The 22103-nt window shown below is 68.7% G+C and carries 16 protein-coding genes and 1 riboswitch; of the genes, 7 read left to right on the top strand and 9 right to left on the bottom strand.

Annotated features, from left to right (window positions below):
- Positions 1-10 precede the first annotated feature (10 nt).
- Positions 11-919 (top strand): LD-carboxypeptidase, encoded by a 909-nt coding sequence (locus tag AB0E69_RS12115; RefSeq protein WP_360143151.1) that lies wholly within the window; start codon positions 11-13, stop codon positions 917-919.
- On the opposite strand, the gene AB0E69_RS12120 is transcribed toward AB0E69_RS12115, so the two are convergent.
- From AB0E69_RS12120 to AB0E69_RS12135, 4 genes are all read right to left on the bottom strand, one after another.
- The gene (locus AB0E69_RS12120) at positions 891-2681 is read right to left on the bottom strand and encodes an alpha/beta fold hydrolase (protein WP_360143153.1); all 1791 of its coding nucleotides are present in this window, start codon (positions 2679-2681) and stop codon (positions 891-893) included. The two genes, AB0E69_RS12115 and AB0E69_RS12120, sit on opposite strands and share 29 nt — an antisense overlap.
- A 58-nt stretch (positions 2682-2739) precedes the next feature.
- Complete coding sequence (locus AB0E69_RS12125) at positions 2740-4518, bottom strand: ABC transporter ATP-binding protein (RefSeq protein WP_360143155.1); 1779 nt, start codon at positions 4516-4518, stop codon at positions 2740-2742.
- The gene (locus tag AB0E69_RS12130) at positions 4515-6278 is read right to left on the bottom strand and encodes an ABC transporter ATP-binding protein (RefSeq protein ID WP_360143157.1); all 1764 of its coding nucleotides are present in this window, start codon (positions 6276-6278) and stop codon (positions 4515-4517) included. The genes AB0E69_RS12125 and AB0E69_RS12130 overlap by 4 nt, the downstream gene beginning before the upstream one ends.
- Before the next feature lie 131 nt (positions 6279-6409).
- A complete protein-coding gene (locus AB0E69_RS12135) occupies positions 6410-7351 on the bottom strand; it encodes a helix-turn-helix domain-containing protein (protein WP_360143159.1) in 942 nt (313 codons plus the stop codon).
- Between the two features lie 115 nt (positions 7352-7466).
- On the opposite strand from AB0E69_RS12135, the gene AB0E69_RS12140 reads away from it, so the two are divergent.
- Entirely contained in the window at positions 7467-11402 is a 3936-nt protein-coding gene (locus tag AB0E69_RS12140) for a S8 family serine peptidase (RefSeq protein ID WP_360143161.1), read from the top strand.
- Positions 11403-11465: 63 nt separating this feature from the next.
- On the opposite strand, the gene AB0E69_RS12145 is transcribed toward AB0E69_RS12140, so the two are convergent.
- On the bottom strand, positions 11466-12482 hold the full coding sequence (locus tag AB0E69_RS12145) for a (p)ppGpp synthetase (RefSeq protein ID WP_360143163.1): 1017 nt from the start codon (positions 12480-12482) through the stop codon (positions 11466-11468).
- A 148-nt stretch (positions 12483-12630) separates the two neighbouring features.
- On the opposite strand from AB0E69_RS12145, the gene AB0E69_RS12150 reads away from it, so the two are divergent.
- Positions 12631-13824, top strand: coding sequence for an ATP-binding protein (locus AB0E69_RS12150; protein ID WP_360143165.1), 1194 nt, complete (start codon positions 12631-12633; stop codon positions 13822-13824).
- A 487-nt stretch (positions 13825-14311) separates the two neighbouring features.
- Here the strand turns inward: AB0E69_RS12150 and AB0E69_RS12155 are convergent, their stop codons facing one another.
- Both AB0E69_RS12155 and AB0E69_RS12160 read right to left on the bottom strand, forming a co-directional pair.
- Positions 14312-15169, bottom strand: a complete 858-nt coding sequence (locus AB0E69_RS12155) for a DUF3037 domain-containing protein (protein ID WP_360143167.1) — start codon at positions 15167-15169, stop codon at positions 14312-14314.
- An 11-nt stretch (positions 15170-15180) separates the two neighbouring features.
- Entirely contained in the window at positions 15181-15993 is an 813-nt protein-coding gene (locus tag AB0E69_RS12160; RefSeq protein WP_360143169.1) for a HipA family kinase, read from the bottom strand.
- A gap of 259 nt (positions 15994-16252) precedes the next feature.
- On the opposite strand from AB0E69_RS12160, the gene AB0E69_RS12165 reads away from it, so the two are divergent.
- The 4 genes from AB0E69_RS12165 (at position 16253) to AB0E69_RS12180 (ending at position 20223) form a co-directional block, all read left to right on the top strand.
- Positions 16253-17098 carry a DUF3152 domain-containing protein gene (locus tag AB0E69_RS12165; RefSeq protein ID WP_360143171.1) on the top strand — a complete coding sequence of 282 codons (846 nt, stop codon included), beginning with the start codon at positions 16253-16255 and terminating at the stop codon, positions 17096-17098.
- Positions 17099-17479: 381 nt separating this feature from the next.
- Positions 17480-18106 (top strand): hypothetical protein, encoded by a 627-nt coding sequence (locus tag AB0E69_RS12170; RefSeq protein ID WP_360143173.1) that lies wholly within the window; start codon positions 17480-17482, stop codon positions 18104-18106.
- Positions 18103-18756, top strand: coding sequence for an alpha/beta hydrolase (locus tag AB0E69_RS12175; protein WP_360143175.1), 654 nt, complete (start codon positions 18103-18105; stop codon positions 18754-18756). Before AB0E69_RS12170 ends, AB0E69_RS12175 begins: the two co-directional genes overlap by 4 nt.
- A 25-nt stretch (positions 18757-18781) precedes the next feature.
- Positions 18782-18899: riboswitch (TPP riboswitch) on the top strand.
- Positions 18895-20223: a cytosine permease gene (locus AB0E69_RS12180; protein WP_360143177.1), complete on the top strand. Its 1329-nt coding sequence runs from the start codon at positions 18895-18897 to the stop codon at positions 20221-20223. (Overlaps the previous riboswitch by 5 nt.)
- Here the strand turns inward: AB0E69_RS12180 and AB0E69_RS12185 are convergent.
- Both AB0E69_RS12185 and AB0E69_RS12190 read right to left on the bottom strand, forming a co-directional pair.
- Complete coding sequence (locus AB0E69_RS12185; protein WP_360143179.1) at positions 20162-21382, bottom strand: cation:proton antiporter; 1221 nt, start codon at positions 21380-21382, stop codon at positions 20162-20164. The two genes, AB0E69_RS12180 and AB0E69_RS12185, sit on opposite strands and share 62 nt — an antisense overlap.
- Positions 21383-21398: 16 nt before the next feature.
- The gene (locus tag AB0E69_RS12190) at positions 21399-22103 is read right to left on the bottom strand and encodes a flavodoxin family protein (RefSeq protein ID WP_360143181.1); all 705 of its coding nucleotides are present in this window, start codon (positions 22101-22103) and stop codon (positions 21399-21401) included.

Raw genomic sequence — 22103 nt, forward strand, 5'->3', positions numbered from 1 at the left:
CGTCTCTGGCGTGACTGACGTGGTGCTGCCGCAGCGACTGCGGAGTAGAGATCAGGTCGCTGTGGTGGCGCCGTCCGGGCGGGTGGACGCGGCGCGGCTGCAGTTCGGTGTCGAGCTGCTGACGTCGTGGGGTCTCGACGTACAGGTGATGCCGGCGGTGCTCGCGGGGTACGAGCGGTTGCCGTACCTCGCTGCTGATGACAAGGCGCGTGCTGCGGACCTGCGGAACGCCTGGCTCGACCCGAGTATCGCGGCGGTGTTCTGCGCGCGCGGTGGGTACGGCGTGCAGCGCATGCTGGAGTACCTCGACTTCGACGAGCTGGCCGCCGTACCGAAGTGGTTTGTCGGGTTCAGCGACATCACAGCGCTGCACGAGCCGCTGAACGCTCGCGGACTGGTGACGCTGCACGCGCCCGTCGCTGCTGCAGTCGAGCAGCTGTCTGTTGACGTGGGACGAGAGCGGCTGCGGGCCTTGCTGTTCGAGCCGTCGAGCGTGACTGACCTACTGGCACCGGTTGGTGCGCGCACTGTCGTTGGTGGGGTCGCTGACGGGCTACTGCGTGGAGGCAACGTGGCGTTGCTGGCCACGAGCGTCGGTACGCCGTTCTACGCGCCGCCGGCAGGTGTCGTCGTACTGGAAGACGTCGACGAGGCGGGCTACCGGATCGACCGGATGTTGACGCAGTTGCTGCGGGCCGGCTGGTTCGACCAGGTGACCGGTGTGGTGGTTGGCGACTTCAGCGGTACGCAGGACCCGGTTGACGTGGTCCTGGAGCGGCTCGAGCCGCTCGGCGTACCGATGGTGGTGGGTGCGGCGGTCGGCCACGAGGCGTTGAACCTCGCCGTACCGCTGGGGTTGCCGGTCCGGCTGGACGCGACCGCCGCGACGCTCACGCCAGATGGTCTCGGAGGAAGCTGAGGGCCTGCGGGTAGGCGTCCAGCTTGTTCGCCAGCTTGGCCAGGCCGTGGCCCTCGTCTGCGTAGACGAGGAGCTTGCAGGGCACGCCGCGCTCGGTCAACGCGTCCGTGATCTGCTCTGCCTCCGACAGCGGGACCCGCGGGTCGTTGGCGCCGTGGATCACGAACAGCGGCGCCCGCAGGTCGTCGACCCGGCTGAGCGGACTGGCCGACTCGAGGAACTCGCGGTCCGTGGCCAGGTAGCCGTACTCACGCTCCCGCATCGCCCGCCGGTATGCGGACGTGTTCTCCAGGAACGTCACCAGCGAGGCCATGCCGACGATGTCCACGCCGGCAGCCCACAGGTCCGGCTGGAACGCGAGACCGGCCAGCACCATGTAGCCGCCGTACGAGCCGCCCCACAGCGCGGCGCGGCCCGGGTCGGCGCCGATCGTCGGCAGCCACGCGTGGATGGCCGCCAGGTCCTTCACCGAGTCGAGCCGCTGCTCGCGGTCGTCCAGGGAGTACCAGCGCTTGCCGTAGCCGACCGACCCACGCACGTTCGGTACGACGACTGTGTGGCCGTCGGCGGCCAGTGAGGAGACCACCGGGCTCCAGATCTTCATCGCCGCACCCTCCGGGCCACCGTGGATGTGCAGCACGGTGGTGCCGAGGTCCGGTCCGGTCGGCCGGAAGACGAAGACCGGCACCTGCTCGCCGTCGAACGACGGCACCCGCAGGCTCTCGGGATGCTTCAGCTCGGCGGGGACCTCGCCCGCGTCGGGGTGCCGGACCTCCGTCAGCTCGCCGCTGTCCGGGACGTACCGGTACACTGTCGGCGGCACGATCGGCGAGTTGTAGGTGATCGCCGCGAACGAGCCGTCCGGGGACCAGATCGGTGACGGCGTCGTCATGCTCATCGCTGCACAACCGCCCGCGGGCAGGGCGAGTGGTGCAACCACACCGGCGTCCTTCAACCGGTGCAGGATCAGCGACACCTCACCGTCGTCGACTGCACCGACCAGCAGGTGCTCGCCGTCCGGCGACGCCCATCCGGCCAGGTCGCGCGCCTCGTCCACCAGCACGTCCCGCCAGCTCGCCTCGGCGAGGTCGTAGCGCCGGAGGGCCATCCGGTCGCGGTCGGCGTCGGTGCTGACCAGGAAGCCGGACGAGTCCGGCAGCCAGGAGATTTCCGCGTTCTCGTTGTGGGCGTCGTACGGCGTGAGCTCGGTGACGGCATGCGTTGCGGTCTCGACGAGCAGGAGCTGCATGGAGTTCGGGGTGTCGGTGGCCTTGCGGAGGACGGCCCACCGGTCGTCGGGCGAGGCGGTGACGCCGAAGATCCAGCCGCCGGCGTCGTACAGGACGGTCTCGTCGCCTGACGACAGGTCGCGAGCGATCAGGTCGAAGTCGACGCCGTTGCGGCGGTTGGTGGTGTAGAGCACCCGCTCGGCGTTCGCGTCGAGCAGGCTGTGGATGTAGTCGTCGTCGTGGACGAGCGGGGACGGCGTGGGCAGACCTGGTACGGCGAGGTCGAGGAGCGACAGCTGGCCGCGTTCGTTGCCGCCGTTGTCGTGCTCGAGGATCACCTGCGTCGTGCCGGGGACGAACTTCGCGTTCCGGCAGGTGTCGCCGGTCTCGGTGAGCGCCCGCCAGGTGCCGTCCGGTGCGACCTCGTTGACCTGACGGGTGCCGGTGCCGTCGTACAGCACCAGCATGCGGCCTTCGTCGTTGACGTCCAAGGCCATGGCGGTGGGCAGCGAGAACAGCGTTGTCAGCAGCACCCCGCCATCCTCACACGAGGGTGGGTGAACCGGTCCTCGATTCACCCACCCTCGGCGTTCAGCGTTCTCCGTGCCAGCTGTGCCAGAGCGCGGCGTACGGGCCTTCGGCACTGACCAGGTCGTCGTGGCCGCCGAGCTCGACGATCTTGCCGTCCTCGACGACCGCGATCACGTCCGCGTCGTGCGCGGTGTGCAGCCGGTGCGCGATCGCGACCACGGTCCTGCCCTCCAGCACGCCGGCCAGCGAGCGCTCGAGGTGCCTGGCCGCCCGCGGGTCCATCAGCGAGGTCGCCTCGTCCAGGACCAGCGTGTGCGGGTCGGCGAGCACCAACCGGGCCAGGGCGACCTGCTGGGCCTGCGCCGGCGTCAGCGACACGCCACCGGACCCCACCTCGGTGTCCAGCCCGTCGTCGAACCCAGCGACCCAGCCGTCGGCATCCACCGACCGCAGCGCCGCCCACAGGTCCGCGTCGGTGGCGTCCGTCCGGGCCAACCGCAGGTTGTCCCGGACGCTGCCGACGAACACGTGGTGCTCCTGGTTGACCAGGGCAACGTGACTGCGGACCTGCTCCGCCGACATCCGGTCGAGCGCCGCACCACCCAAGGTGATGTCGCCGACGCGCGGCGAGTAGATGCCTGCCAGCAACCGGCCCAGGGTCGATTTCCCTGCACCAGAAGGGCCTACGAGCGCCACGCGGGCACCTGGCTCCACGGTGAGCGTGACACCGTGCAGCACGTCGCGGCCCTCGAGGTACCCGAAGCGGACGTCGTCGGCCAGAACGGTCCGACCCTCCGGCTCGGCGTCGCTCGTGTTGGCGGCTTCCTCGACCTCGCGGACGCCGACCAGCCGCGCAAGCGACACCTGCGCGACCTGGAGCTCGTCGTACCAGCGGATCATCATGTTGACCGGCTCGACCAGCATCTGGATGTACAGCGCGCCGGTAGTCAGCGCGCCGACGGTGATCCAGCCCTGGATCGCGAACCCGCCACCGATGACCAGCACCGCGGCCAGCGCGACCGTGTGGGTCATGTTGATCACCGGGAACAGGACCATCCGCAGGAACAGCGTGTACCGCTCCCAGGCGACCCACTGACCGATCCGGGTGTCACCGGTCTGGATCCGGCGGGCGCCGAGCCGGTGCGACTCCACGGTCCGGCCGGCGTCGACGGTCTCGGCCAGCGCGGACGCGACCGCGGCGTACCCGGCACCCTCCGACCGGTACGCCGAGGGCGCGCGGCGGAAGTACCAGCTGCCGCCGACGATCAGGATCGGTGTGGCGATCACGACCGCCACGGCCAGCGGCGGCGAGGTGACGACGAGCGCGCCGATGAGCAGCGAGGCCCACACGATCGCGATGGTCAGCTGCGGTACGGCGTCGCGCATCGCGTGCGAGAGCCGGTCGATGTCGGTGGTGATCCGGGACAGCAGGTCACCCGTCCCGGCCCGCTCGAGCACGCCCGGCGGCAGGCCGACCGCGCGAACCAGGAAGTCCTCGCGCAGATCCGCGAGCATCTCCTCGCCCAGCACAGCACCCTTCAGCCGGGTGATGCGGACGAACACGGTCTGCACGACCAGCGCGATCACGAAGCCGAGCACGACGTACGGCAGGTTCACGTCGCTCTTGCCCTGCGACAGCTTCTCGACCACATTGCCGAGCAGCCACGGGCCGACCATGCCGCTCAGCGCCGCCACTGCGTTCACCGCTGTCAGCCAGAGGAACGCACGGCGGTGCCGGCGGAACAATGTCTTCAGGTAGGCGCGCACGGTCGCACTGCCCGCCACCGGCAGCCGCACTATCTCTTGCGGGGCTGCCGGGTCGTACGTTGGCCGCTTCACGCGGACTCCTCGTAGGTTGGTTCTTCTTCGCGGGTCACGACTGCGCGGTACTGCGGGTTGTTGTGCAGCAGCTCGTGGTGGGTGCCGATCGCGGCCACCCGGCCCTGCGGCACGAACACCACCTGCTCCGCGCGGTCCAGCATCAGCGGGCTGGACGTGAACACCACGGTGGTCCGCCCCGCCCGCAGCAACCGCAGGCTGTCGGCGATCCGAGCCTCGGTGTGTGCGTCGACTGCGCTGGTCGGCTCGTCCAGCACCAGCACCTGCGGGTCGACGTACAGCGAGCGGGCCAGGGCGACGCGCTGCCGCTGTCCACCGGACAGGGAACGGCCGCGCTCGGTCAGCATCGCCTGCATCGCGTCGGTCTGGCCGGCCGGCAGCGTCTGCCGCAGCACGTCCAGGATGTCCGCGCACTGCGCCGCGTCCAGGGCCGTCTCCGGAGAGACCGCACCACTAGCCGGTACGTCGAACAGGTCGCGGACTGTGCCCGACAGCAGCACTGGGTCCTTGTCCTGCACCAGCACGACGGTCCGCGCCGAGTCCAGCGGGAGGTCGTCCAGCGCGACGCCGTCGAGCAACACCGAAGCCACGTCGTCCGTGCTGGTCGGGCTGTGACCGCCCAACCGGTCCGCCAGCAGGCCACCGGCATCCGGGTCGCCCGTGACAACCGCGGTGAAGCTCCCGGCCGCGACATGCAGACCGGACACCGGGTCCAGCAGGTCACCCTCGGGCAGCTGCGCCTCACCAGTGCCCTTGGTCCCGTCGGTACGCCGCAGCGCCAGCACACGGGCCGCTCGGCGCGCCGACACCTTCGAGAAGATGAACGCGCTCGCCGTCTCCTCGAACGTTTGCAGCGGCACCAGCAGGAACGTCACGAAGCCGTACGTCGTGACCAGCTCGCCGACCGTGATCCGGCCGGACGTGACCATCCGCACGCCCATCCAGACGATCAGCACCAGGAACAGGCCGAACAGCAGCACCTGCAGCGCGGCGATCAGCGACCACATGCGGGCGCTACGGACCGCGCTGGAGCGGTAGTCCTGCGAGGCCGCGCGGTACCGGTCCAGGAACAGCTGCTCGCCACCGATGCCACGCAGCACGCGCAGACCGGCGACGGTGTCGGCCGCCAGCTCGGTGGCCCGGCCGCCCTTGGCGCGCTGGACGTCGGCCCGGCGCTCGGCCGGACCCATCAGCGGCACGATCGAGAACGCCAGCACCGGCACGGCGATGGCGACCACCAGACCGAGCTGGGGCTCGTAGAACAGTAGGCCGATGACGACGGCGAAGCAGGTCAGCAGGGCGGCCGCGAACCGGCCGAGCACCTCGACGAACCAGCCGATCTTCTCCACGTCACTGCTGCTGACGGTCACCACCTCGCCGGCGGCGATCTGGCGGGTCAGCAGCGAGCCCAGCTCCGAGGCCTTGCGGAACAGCAGCTGCTGCAGGCGCGACGCAGTGCTGATCCAGTTGGTGACCACGGCCTGGTGGAAGAACGAGTCGGCGCCGGCCTTGGCCGCACCGAACGCGAGCAGCAGCAGGCCGGAGAACACCAGCTTGGACCAGGACAGGTCGATGGCGGCCTGGACGGCGAGACCGACCGCGACCGGGGCGGCGGCGATGCCGCCGAAGTAGATGAGGCCCCAGAAGACCGCGAGTGCTTGGCCCCGCAGCTGCTGGTGCTCCAGCCAGAGAATGAGTCGGAGGCCGGATCGGGTGTCCGGCACACCCGGGTCGGCGAATGGGATGAGGCGCAGGGACATGACGTCTCACAAAGAGGCATAGAAGGGTGGAAAAGAAGGCACCTGACCAGGCGAATGCATCAAGCCTAGGCGCCACCTCCGACAGTCCGTCAAACCGTTTACGGATCCGGGCGGAAGCGTTTCCCGGCCGCTCAGGACTCCGGTGCCGTGGGCCGGCTGAGGCCGAGCGCGAACCCGGCCTGGAACCGGGTCGCCGCGTTCAGTCCGGTTTGCACGCGCTGCACCCGCCGGCCTACCGTCCGCAGGCTGATGCCGAGCTGACGGGCGATCGCCTGATCACCCATCCCAGCCGCGAGCAGGGCGATCAGCGTCTGGTCGTCCTCGGGGTCCAGTTCGTCGTCGGCGTCGGGCGTCAGCGGCAGAGCGGTGGCCCAGACCTGCTCGAACAGCGCGATCAACCCGTCGAGCAGTGCACCCGGACGCACCACCAGGATTCCTTCGGTGACCGGCCGCCCGCTCCGGGCCGGCAATGTCGCCACTGTGTCGTCGTAGATCGCGAGCCGGATCGGCACGGCACCCACGACCCGAGCCTCCTCGCCGACCGACAGCGTCACCCGCAGGGTGTCGAGCCCTTGCCAGTCCACCGCCTCCCGGCTGTACACGATTCGGTGCCGGACCCCGCTGCGGATGGCGTCCGCGACCGGCTCCGCGTCGACCGGCAGGATCCGCTTCCCGTACGGCGGGGTCTCGAACGCGCGCACCTGGGTCCGCGTCGCGTTGTGGATCGCGGTCAGGTACGCCGGCGCTTCGTCACCCGGGACGGCCTGCACCGGAAGCTCGTGGTGTGGACCCGGTGTTGCCCGGTGCAACCGTTCCAGCTCACGGACCCGCGCGGCGGTCCGCTCCAGCTCGTGCCGCCGGTCGTCGAGCAGGTGCTGTAGCGCGAGCTCAGGCGGCACGGCGGTGTAGCGCCCGTCGGCGGTGCGTACCATCTGCGCTTTCTCCAGGGTGTCCAGAGCAGCGTGGAGCTCTGGCTGGCCGGCGGTCAGTTCGTCGGCTGTCCTGCCAGGGTGCGCCAGCACGCGTTCGTACACCTGCTCCTGCACCGCGTCGATCCCCAGGCTCTTCAGCATCGCCACAGGCTATGACCGATATCAGTCATTGGCCTAGACCGGCCGCGGACATGCCTTTACATCGTTTGTCTCGCTCGGTGACGCTCCTATCACCATCGGTCCCAAGGAGCCGCCCATGTCCCGCCCAGCTCTGCCCGTGCTGCTCGGAACGGCCATGCTCGCCGGTCTGCTCTCCACCGCTACCGCAGCTGCGGAGCCCACCCGGACCACGCATCTCGCCCAGTCCGGCCCAGCCGCCGCGCCGGCGCTGCCGCAGGTGACCACACGGACCACAGTCACCCTGGTGACCGGCGACAAGGTTACGCTGGCGCCGGAGCCGGACGGGAGCACACAGGTCTCGATGGAGGCGGTCACCCGCCCGAACGGGTACCGCCCGCTGATGCGGATGGTCGAGACGAAGGACCGGCGCATCGCCGTACCTGACGACGCCGTACCGTTCCTCGCCGCCGGTGTGCTCGACGAGACGCTGTTCGACGTCAGCTACCTGGTCACCAACGGGTACGCCGACAACGCGACCAGCCAGCTGCCGCTGATCACTCAGGTGACGTCCGCGGTACCGACGGCCAAGGTCCGCAGCCAGGTGGACGCAGTACCGGGAGTCACTCCGACCGTCCAGCTGAACAGCCTGCACGCTGCCGCGGCCGACGTACCGAAGTCGCAGGCAACTGCGTTCTGGGCGTCGATCACCGCGGGCACTGCGCCGGCCGTGGGCAAGACCGCGGTCCGGGCCTTCGGGCACAGCGTGGCCCGGGTCTGGCTGGACCGGAAAGTGCAGGCCACGCTGGACAAGAGCGTCCCGATGATCGGTGCTCCGCAGGCCTGGGCCGCTGGGTACGACGGGAAGGGCGTCAAGGTCGCAGTACTCGACACCGGCATCGACCTGAACCACCCGGACCTCCAGGGCCGGGTCACCGCGTCGAAGAACTTCACCGGGGACCCGGACATCGCCGACGGCTTCGGCCACGGCACCCACGTCGCGTCGATCATCACCGGCTCCGGTGCCGCTTCCGGCGGCAAGTACAAGGGCGTTGCACCGAAGGTCGACCTGATGGTGGGCAAGGTGCTCGACCACACCGGCCTCGGCGAGGAGTCCGACGTCATCGCCGGCATGGAGTGGGCCGCTGCGCAGGGTGCCCGGGTGATCAACCTCAGCCTCGGCGGCGAGGCGCCGAGCGACGAGAGCCAGGACGCCGGCGCGCTGGCCGTCGACAACCTCACCGAGTCCACCGGCGCGCTGTTCGTGATCGCCGCCGGTAACAACGGCCAGTACGGCGCGTCGACGGTCGGCAGCCCCGGTGTCGCGCAGGCCGCGCTGACCGTGGCGTCGGTCGACAAGTCCGACCAGCTCGCCTACTACTCGAGCCGTGGCCCGCTGCTGTACCCGAACCGGGTCGCCAAGCCCGACATCTCCGGCCCTGGCTCGGACATCGTCGCGGCCCGCGCCGCCGGTACGTCGATGGGCAGCCCGGTCGACGACAACTACACCGCGGCCTCCGGTACCTCGATGGCCACGCCACATGTCGCCGGAGCGGCCGCCATCCTCGCTCAGGAACACCCGGACTGGAAGGCAGCGGAGCTGAAGGCTGCGCTGATGAGCACCAGCAAGGACGACAAGTACTCCGCCTTCGAGCAGGGCGCCGGACGGGTCGACGTGGCCCGGGCCGTGACCCAGCAGGTGGTCAGCACGAACGGCGGGATCGACTTCGGGCGCATCCTGGACACCGAAGAGGGCGACGTCGTCCGGCAGCTCGGGTACCGCAACGACGGTGCGACAGACGTGACCCTGAGCCTGTCCAGCGGGCTGCGCGCCACCAGCGGCACAGACCTCGGCGCGGCGGTGTCCGTCCCCGCACAGGTCGTCGTACCGGCGCACTCGACGGCCACGGTGGATGTCACCGTGCACGCCGGCGTGCTGAAGACCGGATTCGCCTCCGGTGCGGTCGTGGCGACGGCAGACGGGATCCAGGTACGGACGCCGATCGCGCTGCGCAAGGCGCGGCAGACGTTCCCGGTGCAGATCGACCTGCAGTTCACGGCGCCGACGTTCGCGGGGGCGGAGGTCGACGCGATCAACCTGGACGACCACACGGCCGGGGTGCAGCTGCACAAGTACGCACGGATCGCACCGGACCGGATGAGCGGCACCGTGACGCTGGACCTGGAACCGGGGCGGTGGGCGATCTTCGCCGGCCACGACCGGCTGCAACCGACCCAACGGCTGGAGCACGTCCTGTTCGCCGAACCCGAGCTGAACGTGCAGGCATCCACACAGGTGTCCTTCGACGACCACAACGCGGTCCCCTACCGGGTCGCCACCGACACCCCGACGCAGTCGATGGGCGGCGGGGTGATCAGCCGGCGCACAACCGCGGACCGGACGGACTACCTGGGGGTCACGCAGGGCTTCTCGCAGTACGCGGACGGGGACTTCTTCCTCGCGCCGACCAAGCCGGTCACGGTCGGAGACTTCTCCGTGAAGTTCGACGCGACCCGTGGGCTCCCCAGGGTGACGTTGTCGGTCGACTCCGCCAACGGGCGCGGACTGTCACTGATCCCGAACTACTCCGACTACGCGGGCGGCGGCATCCGGTTCCAGGGCACGCGCAAGAGGCTGCCGCTGGTCGACGTCGGGTGGTCGTTGGAGCCGGAGGAGCTGGCCAAGGTCCGCGGCAAACTGGTGCTGATGTCCTTCACCTGGGGACACGGCGGGTACGAGTGCACGCTGCACACCGACGATCTGGAGGCGCTGAAGGCCGCCGGGGCGATCGGAGTCCTGCAGGAGTCGGGCTCGTGTGAGCTCTACCCCCAGCTGGTCGATGCGGCCGTGCTACCGGTCGCTGGTGTGGACAGCGTCGAGGGGGCGAAGCTGCGGGAGCTGCTGGCCACCGGACCGGTGACGGTCACCCTGACCGGCGTACCGAACTCCCCGGTCGTCTACCACCTGGCTCACCTGACCAAAGGCCGGTTCCCGGACTCCGCGACGTACCGGGTGCACGACCGGGAGCTGGCCCGGATCCGGACCAGCTACAGCCTGGAGTGGCAACCGAACGTCTTCAGTGGCAAGGAGGGCGTTGGCCAGCGGCTGGACCCGGCACTGGAGCCGGGGTTGTTGACCTGGCCGAACTACATGGACACCTACCCGCAGCAGCGGGAGGAGCTGTTCGGGCCGATCACACCAGGTGCGCAGTGGCTGCGGTCCGCCGGTACCGACTTCAACCTGGCCTCGGTGGAGGAGCGCCGTACGACGCTGCGGGCCGGGCGCATGCCGGACGAGCAGTGGCTCGCGGCACCGCGGGGGATCGGGCCGTCCGACGTACCGCCGGAGGCGACCAACCAGACGCACATGGGCTTCTGCTTCGCCTGCCGGGACGGTGACCGGCTGGTGGTCGTACCGTCGTACGCGAACCCCGACCCGCTCGTGGTGTCGTCGCTGCCGATCTCCGGTGCGCAGACCAAGCTGTACCGCGACGGACAGGAAATCGCGGGGACGAAGTACGGCGCCAACTTCCGGGCCTTCACGCTCCCGCCGGACCCGGCGCGGTACAAGCTGGTGGTCGACTCGGATCTGGCCACCGGACCGCTGAAGGCCTACGACCTCTACAAGTACAGCGCCAAGCAGCACACGGAATGGACCTTCGGCTCGGAGCATGTCGGTACGCCGAAGGTCGGCAACACGACCTGCTACCAGGCCTGGTACAAGCCGGCCGAGGCGGGGCCGTGCGCGCCGCAGCAGCTGCTCTACCTGCGGTACTCCGCCCCGACGGACGGAAACAACAAGGTGCATGGCCTGGTCCCGCTGCAGATCAGGCCGTACTACGAGCGCACGGCAACGAACCAGCGCTCCGCTGCGTTCACCTCGGTCACGGTGTCGGCCAGCTACGACGGTGGGACGTCCTGGAAGCCCGTGGCCGGGGTGAACCTCCTCAGCGCCTACCAGGCCTTGCTCGTGCCGCCTCGTGGTGCGAAGACCGTCTCGCTGCGGGTCGAAGCGAAGGACCGGAACGGCAACACCGTGGACCAGACCGTCCAGGACCTCCTGGGCGTTCGCTGATCGCCACGCCGGCTCCATCCCCTGTCGGGGCCGGCGTGGTCACTCACGGCTGCTGGATGAGGGTCACGGCTGCTGGATGAGGCTGGCTCGGGTCAGGGCCTTGTAGCGGCCCTTGAGGATCTTCTGGCGGCGCTCTTCGGTGGGGAAGAGGTCCAGGTAGGCCTGTCCCTTTGCTGCGAGCAGGTCGTCGTCGAGGCGGCGTACCGTGCCGGCCGGGGCTCGGTGGGTCATGGCCGCCTGCACTGCTTCGCTGTCGATGCCGGTGAGGAGCTCGGTGAGCTGCTCCTCGGTGGTGACGCCCAGCCGGGCCAGGATGCCCAGGATCCAGGCGTAGTGGGTCGTCTTGGCGTGCGGGGCGTCCGGGTAGCGGCGGGTCAGGTAGTTGGTCAACGTGGCGGTCGTCAGGTCGCGCGGTGTCTTGTCCGGCGACGCCGCGGCGAGCTCGCGGTACAGGCGGTCGATCTCGGTGAACTCGTTGTCGGCAAGCTCCATCAGCGCGGCCGCCAGCAGGAACCGCCGGTCGAACTCCGGCTTCCGATCCGGCGGGATGTCCAGCTTGTACCGGATGTCGTGCTCGAACTCGGCCCACGCGTGCTGGACCGCCGTACGGACCTGGATCTCCATCACCAGGTTCTTCAGGACGGCGTACTCCGGTAGCTCGCGGCGGTGTGCGTTCAGCCGGACCAGGTAGTGCTTGCTGGCGTAGCCGAACACCCCCTGGGCTCTGGTATGCGCGCCCATGTCGGTGTGCTCGACGATGTCGAACTCGGCCTCGATCACCTCGCACACCCGGTCCACGGCCTCGACCAGGAACGTGATGACGCGCGCCGCCACCAGGTCGGTGATCTGGTTCAGCGGGTCGTCGTACTTCGGTCTCGACGGGTCGTCCGGGTGCGGCTTGGCCGCCTTCGTCAGGAACGACTCCGGGTCCTTGGCCCGCGCGGTCGCGCTGAGGTAGTTGATGCCTTCCTCTTCACCGATCAGCTCGTTGATCAGCGACTCGAGCTTGCGCGCACCGCCGACGTACTGCTGGTGCACCCGCTCGTACAACGCCCCCGCCTGCGGCGCCCACTCCACCATGCGGGAACGATAGTGCTCCCGGGGTCGCTGGGGGTGTCTATCGGTTTCTAGTGTTTTCGCTAGAGAGTTGTAGAGACCTGTCGCGACACGCTCTGGCCGTTGATGGTCAATCTACGGAAAACGCTAGACGGGCTCATACAGTGACAGCATGGATCCGATCCGGAATCCCTACGCGCCCGGCGCCGGTCAGCGGCCGCCTGAGCTGGCCGGACGCGACACCGAGGTACGACAGTTCGAGGTAGTACTCGAGCGAGTCGCAGCAGGCAGGCCGGAGCGCAGTCTCGTGCTCAGTGGGCTCCGCGGGGTGGGTAAGACCGTGCTGCTGAACACGCTGCGGTCGCAGGCGATCAAGCGAGCCTGGGGTACGGGGAAGATCGAGGCCCGGCCGGACCAGAGCATCCGGCTGCCGATCGCGCAGGCGCTGCACACGGCGATGCGCGAGCTGGGGCATCGGCATCGCGACGATGAGCGGGTCGATCAGTTCAGCGCCGTACTGAAGGCTTTTGCTCTGCGTACGGCGGCCTCGGACCGGAAGGGGATCCGGTGGCATCCGCCGGTCGACGTGGCCGCTGCCAAGGGTCGTGCCGACTCCGGTGACCTCGAGATGGACCTGATCGAGCTCTTCGCCGACGCTGCCGATCTGGCCGGGGACCTGTCGGTCGGGGTGGGGCTGTTCATCGACGAGATGCAGGACATCAGTCCGGACGATCTGTCGGCTTTGTGTGCGGCGTGCCATGAGATCTCGCAGCAGTCGGCGCCATTGGTCGTCGTAGGCGCTGGGTTGCCTCATCTGCCGGCCGTGTTGTCGGCGTCGAAGTCGTACTCCGAGCGACTGTTCCGCTACGTCCGCGTCGACCGCCTGGCCCGCGAGGCCTGCGACCGCGCGCTGATGATCCCGGCCGAAAGCGAGGGCGTCTCGTACGACGAGGAGGCGCTGGACGAGCTGTACGCCCAGACCGACGGCTACCCGTACTTCGTTCAAGCCTTCGCACACTCGACGTGGGACCACGCGCCGACCTCCCCGATCACCATCAAGGATGTGGCTGTCGCAGGCCCTGAAGCCTCCGCGGAACTCACGGTCGGCTTCTTCGGCTCGCGGTACGAGCGGGCGACGCCTGCCGAACGCGAATACATGCGGGCTATGGCCGAGCTAGGCATCGGCGTCGACGACGGGGCCGTGCCAACGGCCGAGGTAGCCAACACCCTCAACCGCAAACCCCAGTCCCTCTCACCGGCCCGGGACGGCCTCATCAAAAAAGGCCTAGTCTTCTCCGCCGAACGCGGCACCGTCGCCTTCACGGTCCCCCACTTCGGCAAATTCCTCCGCACAAGAACCGCCTGACAAGCCGACCCACGCACGCTACGCAGCCACTCCGTCGTCGCTCCGCTCCTCCTACGCGGCCACTACGCGCGCTCCCACCCACCCTCCGGCTTAGCGCCGGCCTACTGCCGGGCTAGCGCCGGCCTGCTGCCAGCTTCTGCTGGCTTGTTCGCGGCTGCCGCCGCGGGTTGCTCGCTACCGCTCGCGGGCGACCACCCCGGCCCGGCGCCTACTCGTCGTACTGCTGTTACGGCTGCTGCTGGTAGTCCCATCGCGGTGCTACGCACGGCTCCTTCGTCGCCGCACTACGCGCCGCCCCACCCACCCTGTTAGTTCGGGGGCGAGTGCCCCGGTGCATCCGGCTGGCGCCGGGAGCTCGCTCGCTGCGCTCGCTGGGGTGCGAGCTGGTGCTCGCTTGTTCGCGGCTGCCGCCGCGGAGTTGCTCGCTGACGCTCGCGGTGAGTGCACCGGGCCGGCGGACTCCGCGCCGTACTCCCGGTAAGTGGTCCTAGCTCGCGTGAATCAATCGTTCGGCTTCGTCAACGATGGACTCCGACCGTGACGACGGGACGATCTCGACGCCGAGGCGTGTCCATCCATCCCTCGCGATCTCGAACTGTTCCTCTCCAGCGGTGGTATCCGGAGGAGTGAATACGGCGTTGATGGAGACGGAGGAAGGAATCTCTACGCCCGACCGGTCATCCTTTGCCGCGAGGCGACCGCCGTCGGTCCGGAGCAGACCGAGCAAGTAGTTCCAGGCTTGGATGTTCGTCTGGAGTCGCAGGGTGTCCTTCACGTCGAACGCCCATACCTGTGACATCTGGTACACGCGCTGGTTCTTGACTGCGAAGTCGATGCTGGTGCCTTGCGAGCCGACGTATGCACGCTGTGCCTTGGCCACATGGTGTGCAAGGTCCGGGCGCAGCTCGAAAGCACTGCGCAGCGTGTTCACCACCTTGGTTCTGGAGCGGTGGTTCACTGCCGAGTCCGTGTCCACGATCATGAGTTCGAAGGCCAGGTTTGCCGCCTCTTCAGCTGAGCTCGCCAACACTGGCCGCGCCTCTGACAGCTGAACGATGTTGTTCATCCGAACCCGGAGATCTTCGATGTCGCCCTTGCCCAACAGCGACGGATCCGACGGCAGCAACGATTGGACGGCATCGAGGCGGAGGTTGATCGCGTCTTCGATCCGCTTCATGAACGAATCTGTCATGACTGCAGACCCGCCGAGGCGTGACGCCCTCCCGAGATTCCCGACCCGACGGAACCGCCAGTCCTCGCCTCGTCCGGCAATAACGGCAATGTTGACGAACTCACCGCGAATCGGGTCTGGCACGTAACGGATGACCCAGTAGTCGTAGCGCACGTGGCCCCCTTTCACGGGCGATCTCCAACCGCTTCCCGCAACCTCTGCGCTACCAGACCTCGACGTCCGTGGACGAACTTGGCCAGCGTGCGGAGGGCGTCGTCTGCAACTCCCCACTGTAGCGGCACGTGCCTCATCACCTCGGCCAGATCAGCACACGACAGATCGTCAACCGCGTCCGCCGCGCTCCGAAGTGCCTGCGCCTCGAGTGCCCGCACGTCGATGTCCGGCGGCCAAGGCCATGGCTCGTTGGCGCGTCCCGCCAGGTGCTCAGGTGTCCAGTCGCCCTCGAGACTGTCGAACCACAGACCATGGTCGATCGACCAGACCTGGTGGTGCTCCGCGAGGTGATAAAGGAGCTGTAGGTCACTGCCGAGACAGAGATCCCAGAGCGCGAGGTAGAAGGCGAACCGAGCCGCGTTGCCGTCTCGGCCGACGCGAGTGATCCTCGTGTGTTCCTCAACGTCACGCAGTACTTCAGACCCGACGTACACACCTGCCGGTAGCCGCGAGCCATCGATGTACTGGTCGCTGACGAGAGCCGCATCGACATCAATGAGTGCGACGGGTCGCACCGGCGCGCCAATGCGGGTACCCAGGCGTCCGATGACGACTTCGTGCACCATCGAGAGCTTTCCGTGGGGATTACCAGGCCACTTCATCCAATAGTTTTGGCCGCTGGTTGTTGCTGCGAGAACAGGTTTCGCGCCGGTCAGAGCTGTCCTCAATATGACCTGGGCTGACTCGTGCACGGGTCCACGATCGGCGCTGCTCAGCGCGCGCATGAAAGCGTCATCCGACCATGCGCCCCCGTCAGCCGCCACATTGCTCCCTGATCGCCACCGCTCCGCTTGCCGAACCGCTTCCGGCGGCCGGTCAGAACAAGTGTGGAGCGTAGACCTCCGTCCTGCAGAAGCGAAGCTCATTCGCGTTGATGGTCCCTGAGCCAGGTAATCCGTAAAGGTCTTGCTTGGCCTCTGTGCTGGTGGAGTCGGCGCTTCGGTGGTGGATGTATGTGGTGGCCAACGGATCGTTGGTGGGAGGGGCCTTTCGTGGGGTCGGTGGAGTCGATAGGGTCTTGGTATGGGTAGGCGGCGGCGTGTGAGGTCTCGGCACGGGCGGCGGAAGTCCTACCGAGGGCAGTGGGTTGCGGTCACTGCGTTGGCTGTGGTGGGGACTGGGGTAGTGGCTCACCCTGAGGTGGCGCGTCGGGTCAGTTTGGCGGCTGAGGCGGGGGCTGGTGTGCCGAGTGCGCGGGTGTCCAGCGCGCCGGTCGGGACACCTACGCCGGTCGTGACGCCGGGGCCTGCGACTGTGGCTGCGCCTACGCAGCGGTTTACTACTCCGTTGCGGCCGGCTCCTACCTTGGCTCGGGGGCCGAAGGCGGCTAGGCCTAATTTCAGTGTTTCTTCGGGGAAGTTGGCTGTGGTGGCGGGGAGCAACAAAGCCACGGGGGTGCGGGGGAAGCTGACTTATCGGGTGGAGATCGAGCAGGGGTTGTCGGTGAACGGGGCCGCGGTGGCGGCGGCTATTCACAAGACGTTGACGGATCCGCGTGGGTGGCAGGCGGTGCATCCGGTCAGGTTCGAGCGGACGGATCGGGCCGACGCGCAGCTCCGGATTATTTTGGCGACGCCGACGTTGACGGACAAGCTGTGTCTGCCGCTCGACACTGGTGGTGAGGTGTCGTGCCGGGTCGAGAACCGGGTCGTGCTGAACGCCAAGCGGTGGATGTACGCGATTCCGGCGTACCACGGGCAGGTCGAGCTCTACCGCAGCTACCTCGTCAACCACGAGGTCGGGCACGCGCTTGGGCATGGGCACTCGACGTGTACGCGGGTGAAGACCCCGGCACCGGTGATGATGCAGCAGACGAAGGGGCTGGCCGGCTGCCTGCCGAATGCCTGGCCGACGATCAAGGCGACCTGAGAAACTGGGGTACGACGGGAGGAGGACGCGATGTCATCACAGGACTTCCCGACGTACGGCCGCGACGAGCCCGAACGGGCAGCAGAGCCCACTGAGGACCATCACTACGCTCCGCCGGCACCGTACGGCGGTGGTACGTACTCGGGGCCGCATCCGCCCGACGAGCAGTTCCCGTACGCCCCGCCCCAGCCCTACGGCACCCCTCCCGGGCAGTGTTCCAGCCAGGGCTGGACAGTCTCAGGCCAGCCACCAGCGCCGGCCCAGGCACCCGCAAGCCCGCCGCCCGCAGGCCAGCCGATACAACATGGTCAGCCGATGCAACCAGGCCAGCCAGTAGGACCAGGGCACGCGCTCGGTCCAAGCCAGTTAGGGCCAGGCCCGATGGGCCCGGGCCAGGCCTACGTCCAGCCCCCGGTCTATCGCCAAGGGACGCCCTACGGCGCCCCGGCCCACCCGCAGCAGCATGAGCTGCCGACCTACGGACGCGAGCAGACAGCTCCCCGCGACCCTAGAGCCGCGAGGGTAGTAGTGCTGGCCGCAGTGGTTGCCGGCTTCTACGGCCTGCTGGTAGCAACCGTCCAGCGAGTCTCGCTGAGGGAGATCTCTCAAGCGCCCGGCTCGCCGCTCAACCATCCGCTGCGGACCGACGTGATCGACACCATCGGACAGCTGCTGCTCGTGGTAGTAGGCGCGGCCGCGCTGGTGATGTGGGGACGCGACATCCTCGCCCGGCGCAAGGCGGGCCGCCAACCCGACCCCGTTGAACTCGGCGGGATCCTGCTCGTCGCCGTGTCGGTGATCCCGATCCTGGTCTGGATCATCATGGTGCTCTCCACCGGCCTCGGCGGGATCGACGGCTCGATCCACCGGTTGCCGACGGCGTACGGCTGGGGTGGGATCGGGCTGCTGATCCTCGCCGCCGGCCTCTTCCTCGGGTACCGCGAGCTCAAGCCCGACGTACCGAACCCGGTCGTCCAGGGGCCGCCGACCAAAGCGCCCTGGGAGTGAGCGCACCCGTAATCCTGGTGCCGGGTCTGGGCCTCGGCCCCGAGTCGTACGCCAGGACGGTCGAGCACCTGATCACGCCGTACCACGTGGTCACCCTCCCCGGGTACGGCGAACCGGCCGGTTCGCGCGAGGACCTGCACCCGAAGGCGCTCGCCGTCGCGCTGGCCGACAAGGTCCGGGAGAAGTCCGTCCTGGTCGGCCACTCGGCCAGCTGCCAGATCATCGTCGAGACCGCCGTCCGGTATCCCGAGCTCGTCCACGCGCTCGTCCTGGTCGCACCGGCCGGTGACGCCACCATGTCGAGCTGGGTGGATCGCGCCGTCCGCCTGGTCGGCTCCGCGATCCCGGACGTACCGAAGCTGATCCGCAGCGTCACCCCGCAGTACGCCCGCACCGGCCTCCCCGCGATGGCCCGAGCGGGTGAGGCTTCGCGGCAGCACGACCTCGCCGAGGTCATCTCCCGGGTGCGGCAGCCGGTTGTCATCATCCGCGGCAAGCATGACCTGATGTCGACCGCGGAGTGGGTCGAGCGCCTGGCCACGCTCAGCCACGGCGAGGCCCGCACGCTCGAGACGGGTTCGCACGTACCGATCGCCACCAACGGCCCCGAGGTCGCGGCGCTCATAGAACGAGCAGCCAGTCTCCCCTAGCGGGCGACAGCAGTTATATTGACTGCACAACCTTTGCGGGAGCTCGCACCGAGGATGCGCGGGCTGAGAGGGCGACAGCTGGGTCGCCGACCGCCTGAACCTGACCGGGTAATGCCGGCGTAGGGATTGGGGTCACTGATGACCGATACCGCTGTTCGTCCTGCCGGCAGCACCGAGGCGCCGCTCGTCCTGACCACGGACGCCCCGCGGACCCTTGGCTTCCTCGACCAGTTCACGCTCTGGGGCAACTTCGGCATCTCGCTGTTCGGACCGGTGACCGGCGCGCTCGTCGCGGCGTACACCGGCTCGCTCTGGCAGGGCCTGCTCGCGGTCGTCGTCGGCTGCGGCATCGGTGCGCTGGTGCTCGGCGGCGCGGCCGTCTTCGGCTCCCACACCGGCGCACCGGCGATGGCGAGTCTCCGCGGCATGTTCGGTCGCGGCGGCTCGACGGTGCCGACCGTGCTCAACATCGCGCAGAACGTCGGCTGGGCGACGATGGAGATCATCGTGATCTCGCAGGCCGCGGTCGCCGTGACGAGCGAGCGCTGGCGCTGGCTGTTCGTGGTGCTGGCCGGGCTCATCGCCACCACGATGGCGGTCCGGCCGCTCGGCAGCGTGAAGGTACTGCGGAAGTTCATGGTCTGGCTCGTGCTGGCCGCCTCCGTCTACCTGTTCGTCCAGGTGCTCGGCAAACCCGTGCACGACCTCCCGCAGGACAGCGTGTTCGGCTTCTGGCCCGCGGTGGACCTGGCCGCCGCCGGGGTGGTCTCGTTCGCACCGCTGGCCGCCGACTACACCCGCCACTCGCGCACCAACAAGGCAGCCTTCGCCGGCTCCGCGCTCGGCTACGGCCTGGCCGCCATCGGGTACTACGCCCTCGGTGTGGTCGCCGTCGCGACGTTGCAGACCAACAGCGAGGACGTGATCACCGCACTGGTCACCCTGCCGGCCGGCGCGATCGCGCTGCTCGTACTGCTGGTGGACGAGGTCGACGAGGCGTACGCCAACGTCTACTCGACCACGATGGCGGCCCACAACCTGATCGGTCACGTCGACCGGCGCTGGATCTCGGTGGCCATCGGCATCATCGCCACCGGCATCGCACTGCTGGTCGACCTCGGCAACTACACGCAGTTCCTGTACCTGATCGGCTCGGTCTTCGTCCCGTTGTTCGCGGTCGCGATCGCGGACTTCTTCGTGGTCAGCAAGATGCAGTGGGACGTGTCCGGTACGGCGAAGTTCCGCTGGCAGCCGACGCTTGCGTGGCTGATCGGCTTCATCGCCTACCAGCTGGTGAACCCCGGTACCGTCGCCGGCTGGTCCCCGTTCTGGACGAAGATCCAGCAGGCCCTCTTCGACCACCAACCGGTGCCCGGCTGGCTCGGTGCGACGTACACCTCGATCGTCATTTCGATGCTGGCCGCGGTGCTTCTGGGGCGGATCGGGCCGCGTCGTCCGGCCGCCTGAGCAAGGCGAGCGCGGCAGCCGGAAACAGCAGGACGGACAGCAGCCCGGCGCAGACCAGCGCGGCGGCGGTCACCGGGCTCATCAGGCCGGTGGCCACGCCGATCTGGGTCGCGGTCACGATGAACGGCAGCGACGTGGCCTGCAGCAGTCCGGCCGCCGTCGACGACCGTACGCCGAGCGTGCGCACTGAGAGGTACGCCGGTACGCCGCGAACGACCAGCAATGCGACCAGGAACAGCGGTACCCGCAGCAAAGCGGCGGTGTCGGCGAACAATCCACCCAGGTCCAGCCGCAGGCCACTCGTGACGAAGAACACCGGGATCAGGAAGCCGTAGCCGAGCGCCTCCAGCTTGATCCGGAAGCGCGGATGCGAGTCGTCGCTGCGGTCGACCAGTCCGACGACCGCCCCGGCCAGGAAGGCGCCGAGGATGGTCTCCAGGCCGAACTGCGCGGCCAACGCCACGAAAGCGACGAGCAGCAGCACCGCGGCGCGCACCCGGATCTCGGCGGTGGTGTCCTGGAGCCGCAGCAGCACCAGGCCGATCCGGCGCGATCGTCCGGCCGTGGCCACGACGACCCCGGTCACCACGACCAATACCGCGAAGAGACCGACCATGATCAGTCGCTCGCCCGCGCTACCGCCCTCGGTCGAGAAGACCAGGGAGAGCAGCAGGACCGCCGCGAAGTCGGCTACCGACGCTGCCGCGATGGTGAACTGGCCTACCGACCCGTCCACTTGGCCCGCGTCCTTGAGCACCGGAACGACCAGTCCCAGTGAAGTAGCGGAGAGCGTGACGGCGACCAGCAGCGCGCTGTGCACCCAGCCGACGGCCGAGAACGCTGCCCCGGCCGCTCCGCCCAGCACCAGAGTCACCAGGTAGCCCAGGACGGCGAGCCGCAGCACCTGGCCGCGGAGCTGGTGAACGTCGATCTCCAGCCCGGCCAGGAAGAGCAGGAACGCCAGGCCCAGCAGCGCGACGATCTGCACCGCCAGGTCCACGTCCACCAGGCCGAGGCCGTGCGGCCCAACCACGATGCCGGCCACGATCTCCAGCACCACCGCGGGCACCCGGAGCCGCGGAGCCAGCCCCAGCAGCAGCGGGGCCAGCAACGCGATCAGGGCAACCGCGAACAGGTTGGTGAACCCAACGTCCGGCATCTCCCCCTCCCGATCCTCAGCGGTATTCGGGGTTCTCGAAGTCGAAGCGGCAGCCCGCGTCCCACTCGGAGCGTTGGTTGCCGTGCGCCGGGACACCGCCGGCGTCCTTGAGCATCCGGGCGAGGTGCAGCAGGTTCCAGGTCATGAAGGTCGTGTTCCGGTTGGTGAAGTCGTTCTCCGGACCGCCCGATCCCTGGTCCAGGTACGACGGACCCGGGCCGGCCGCGCCGATCCAGCCGGCGTCGGCCTGCGGCGGGACCGTGTACCCGAGGTGCTGCAGCGAGTAGAGGACGTTCATCGCGCAGTGCTTCACGCCGTCCTCGTTGCCGGTGATCAGGCAGCCGCCGACGCGGCCGTAGTACGCGTACTGCCCGTGCTCGTTGAGGATCGAGGAGTTGCCGTAGAGGCGTTCGATCACCCGTTTGGTGACCGAGCTGTTGTCGCCCAGCCAGATCGGCCCGGCGATCACCAGGATGTCGGCGGCCATCACCTGCTCCTGGATGGCCGGCCAGGCGTCGGTGGCCCAGCCGTGCTCGGTCATGTCCGGCCAGACACCGGTCGCGATGTCGTGGTCGATCGCGCGGACCACGTCGACCTGGACGCCCTGCTTGGCCATGATGTTGCGGCTCACTTCGATCAGGCCCTCGGTGTTGCTGACCTCTGGTGACCGTTTCAGCGTGCAGTTCAGGAACAGCGCGCGAAGGTCGTCGTACTCGGGCAT

Source organism: Kribbella sp. NPDC026611 (genome assembly GCF_040638345.1).
GTDB lineage: Bacteria > Actinomycetota > Actinomycetes > Propionibacteriales > Kribbellaceae > Kribbella.

Excerpts from the sequence above, each read along its gene's own strand:
- AB0E69_RS12130 (WP_360143157.1), bottom strand. The coding sequence starts at position 6,278 with ATGTCCCTGCGCCTCATCCCATTCGCCGACCCGGGTGTGCCGGACACC.
- AB0E69_RS12135 (WP_360143159.1), bottom strand. The coding sequence starts at position 7,351 with ATGCTGAAGAGCCTGGGGATCGACGCGGTGCAGGAGCAGGTGTACGAA.
- AB0E69_RS12140 (WP_360143161.1), top strand. The coding sequence starts at position 7,467 with ATGTCCCGCCCAGCTCTGCCCGTGCTGCTCGGAACGGCCATGCTCGCC.
- AB0E69_RS12145 (WP_360143163.1), bottom strand. The coding sequence starts at position 12,482 with ATGGTGGAGTGGGCGCCGCAGGCGGGGGCGTTGTACGAGCGGGTGCAC.
- AB0E69_RS12150 (WP_360143165.1), top strand. The coding sequence starts at position 12,631 with ATGGATCCGATCCGGAATCCCTACGCGCCCGGCGCCGGTCAGCGGCCG.
- AB0E69_RS12165 (WP_360143171.1), top strand. The coding sequence starts at position 16,253 with ATGGGTAGGCGGCGGCGTGTGAGGTCTCGGCACGGGCGGCGGAAGTCC.
- AB0E69_RS12170 (WP_360143173.1), top strand. The coding sequence starts at position 17,480 with ATGGGCCCGGGCCAGGCCTACGTCCAGCCCCCGGTCTATCGCCAAGGG.
- AB0E69_RS12180 (WP_360143177.1), top strand. The coding sequence starts at position 18,895 with ATGACCGATACCGCTGTTCGTCCTGCCGGCAGCACCGAGGCGCCGCTC.
- AB0E69_RS12185 (WP_360143179.1), bottom strand. The coding sequence starts at position 21,382 with ATGCCGGACGTTGGGTTCACCAACCTGTTCGCGGTTGCCCTGATCGCG.
- AB0E69_RS12190 (WP_360143181.1), bottom strand. The coding sequence starts at position 22,103 with ATGCCCGAGTACGACGACCTTCGCGCGCTGTTCCTGAACTGCACGCTG.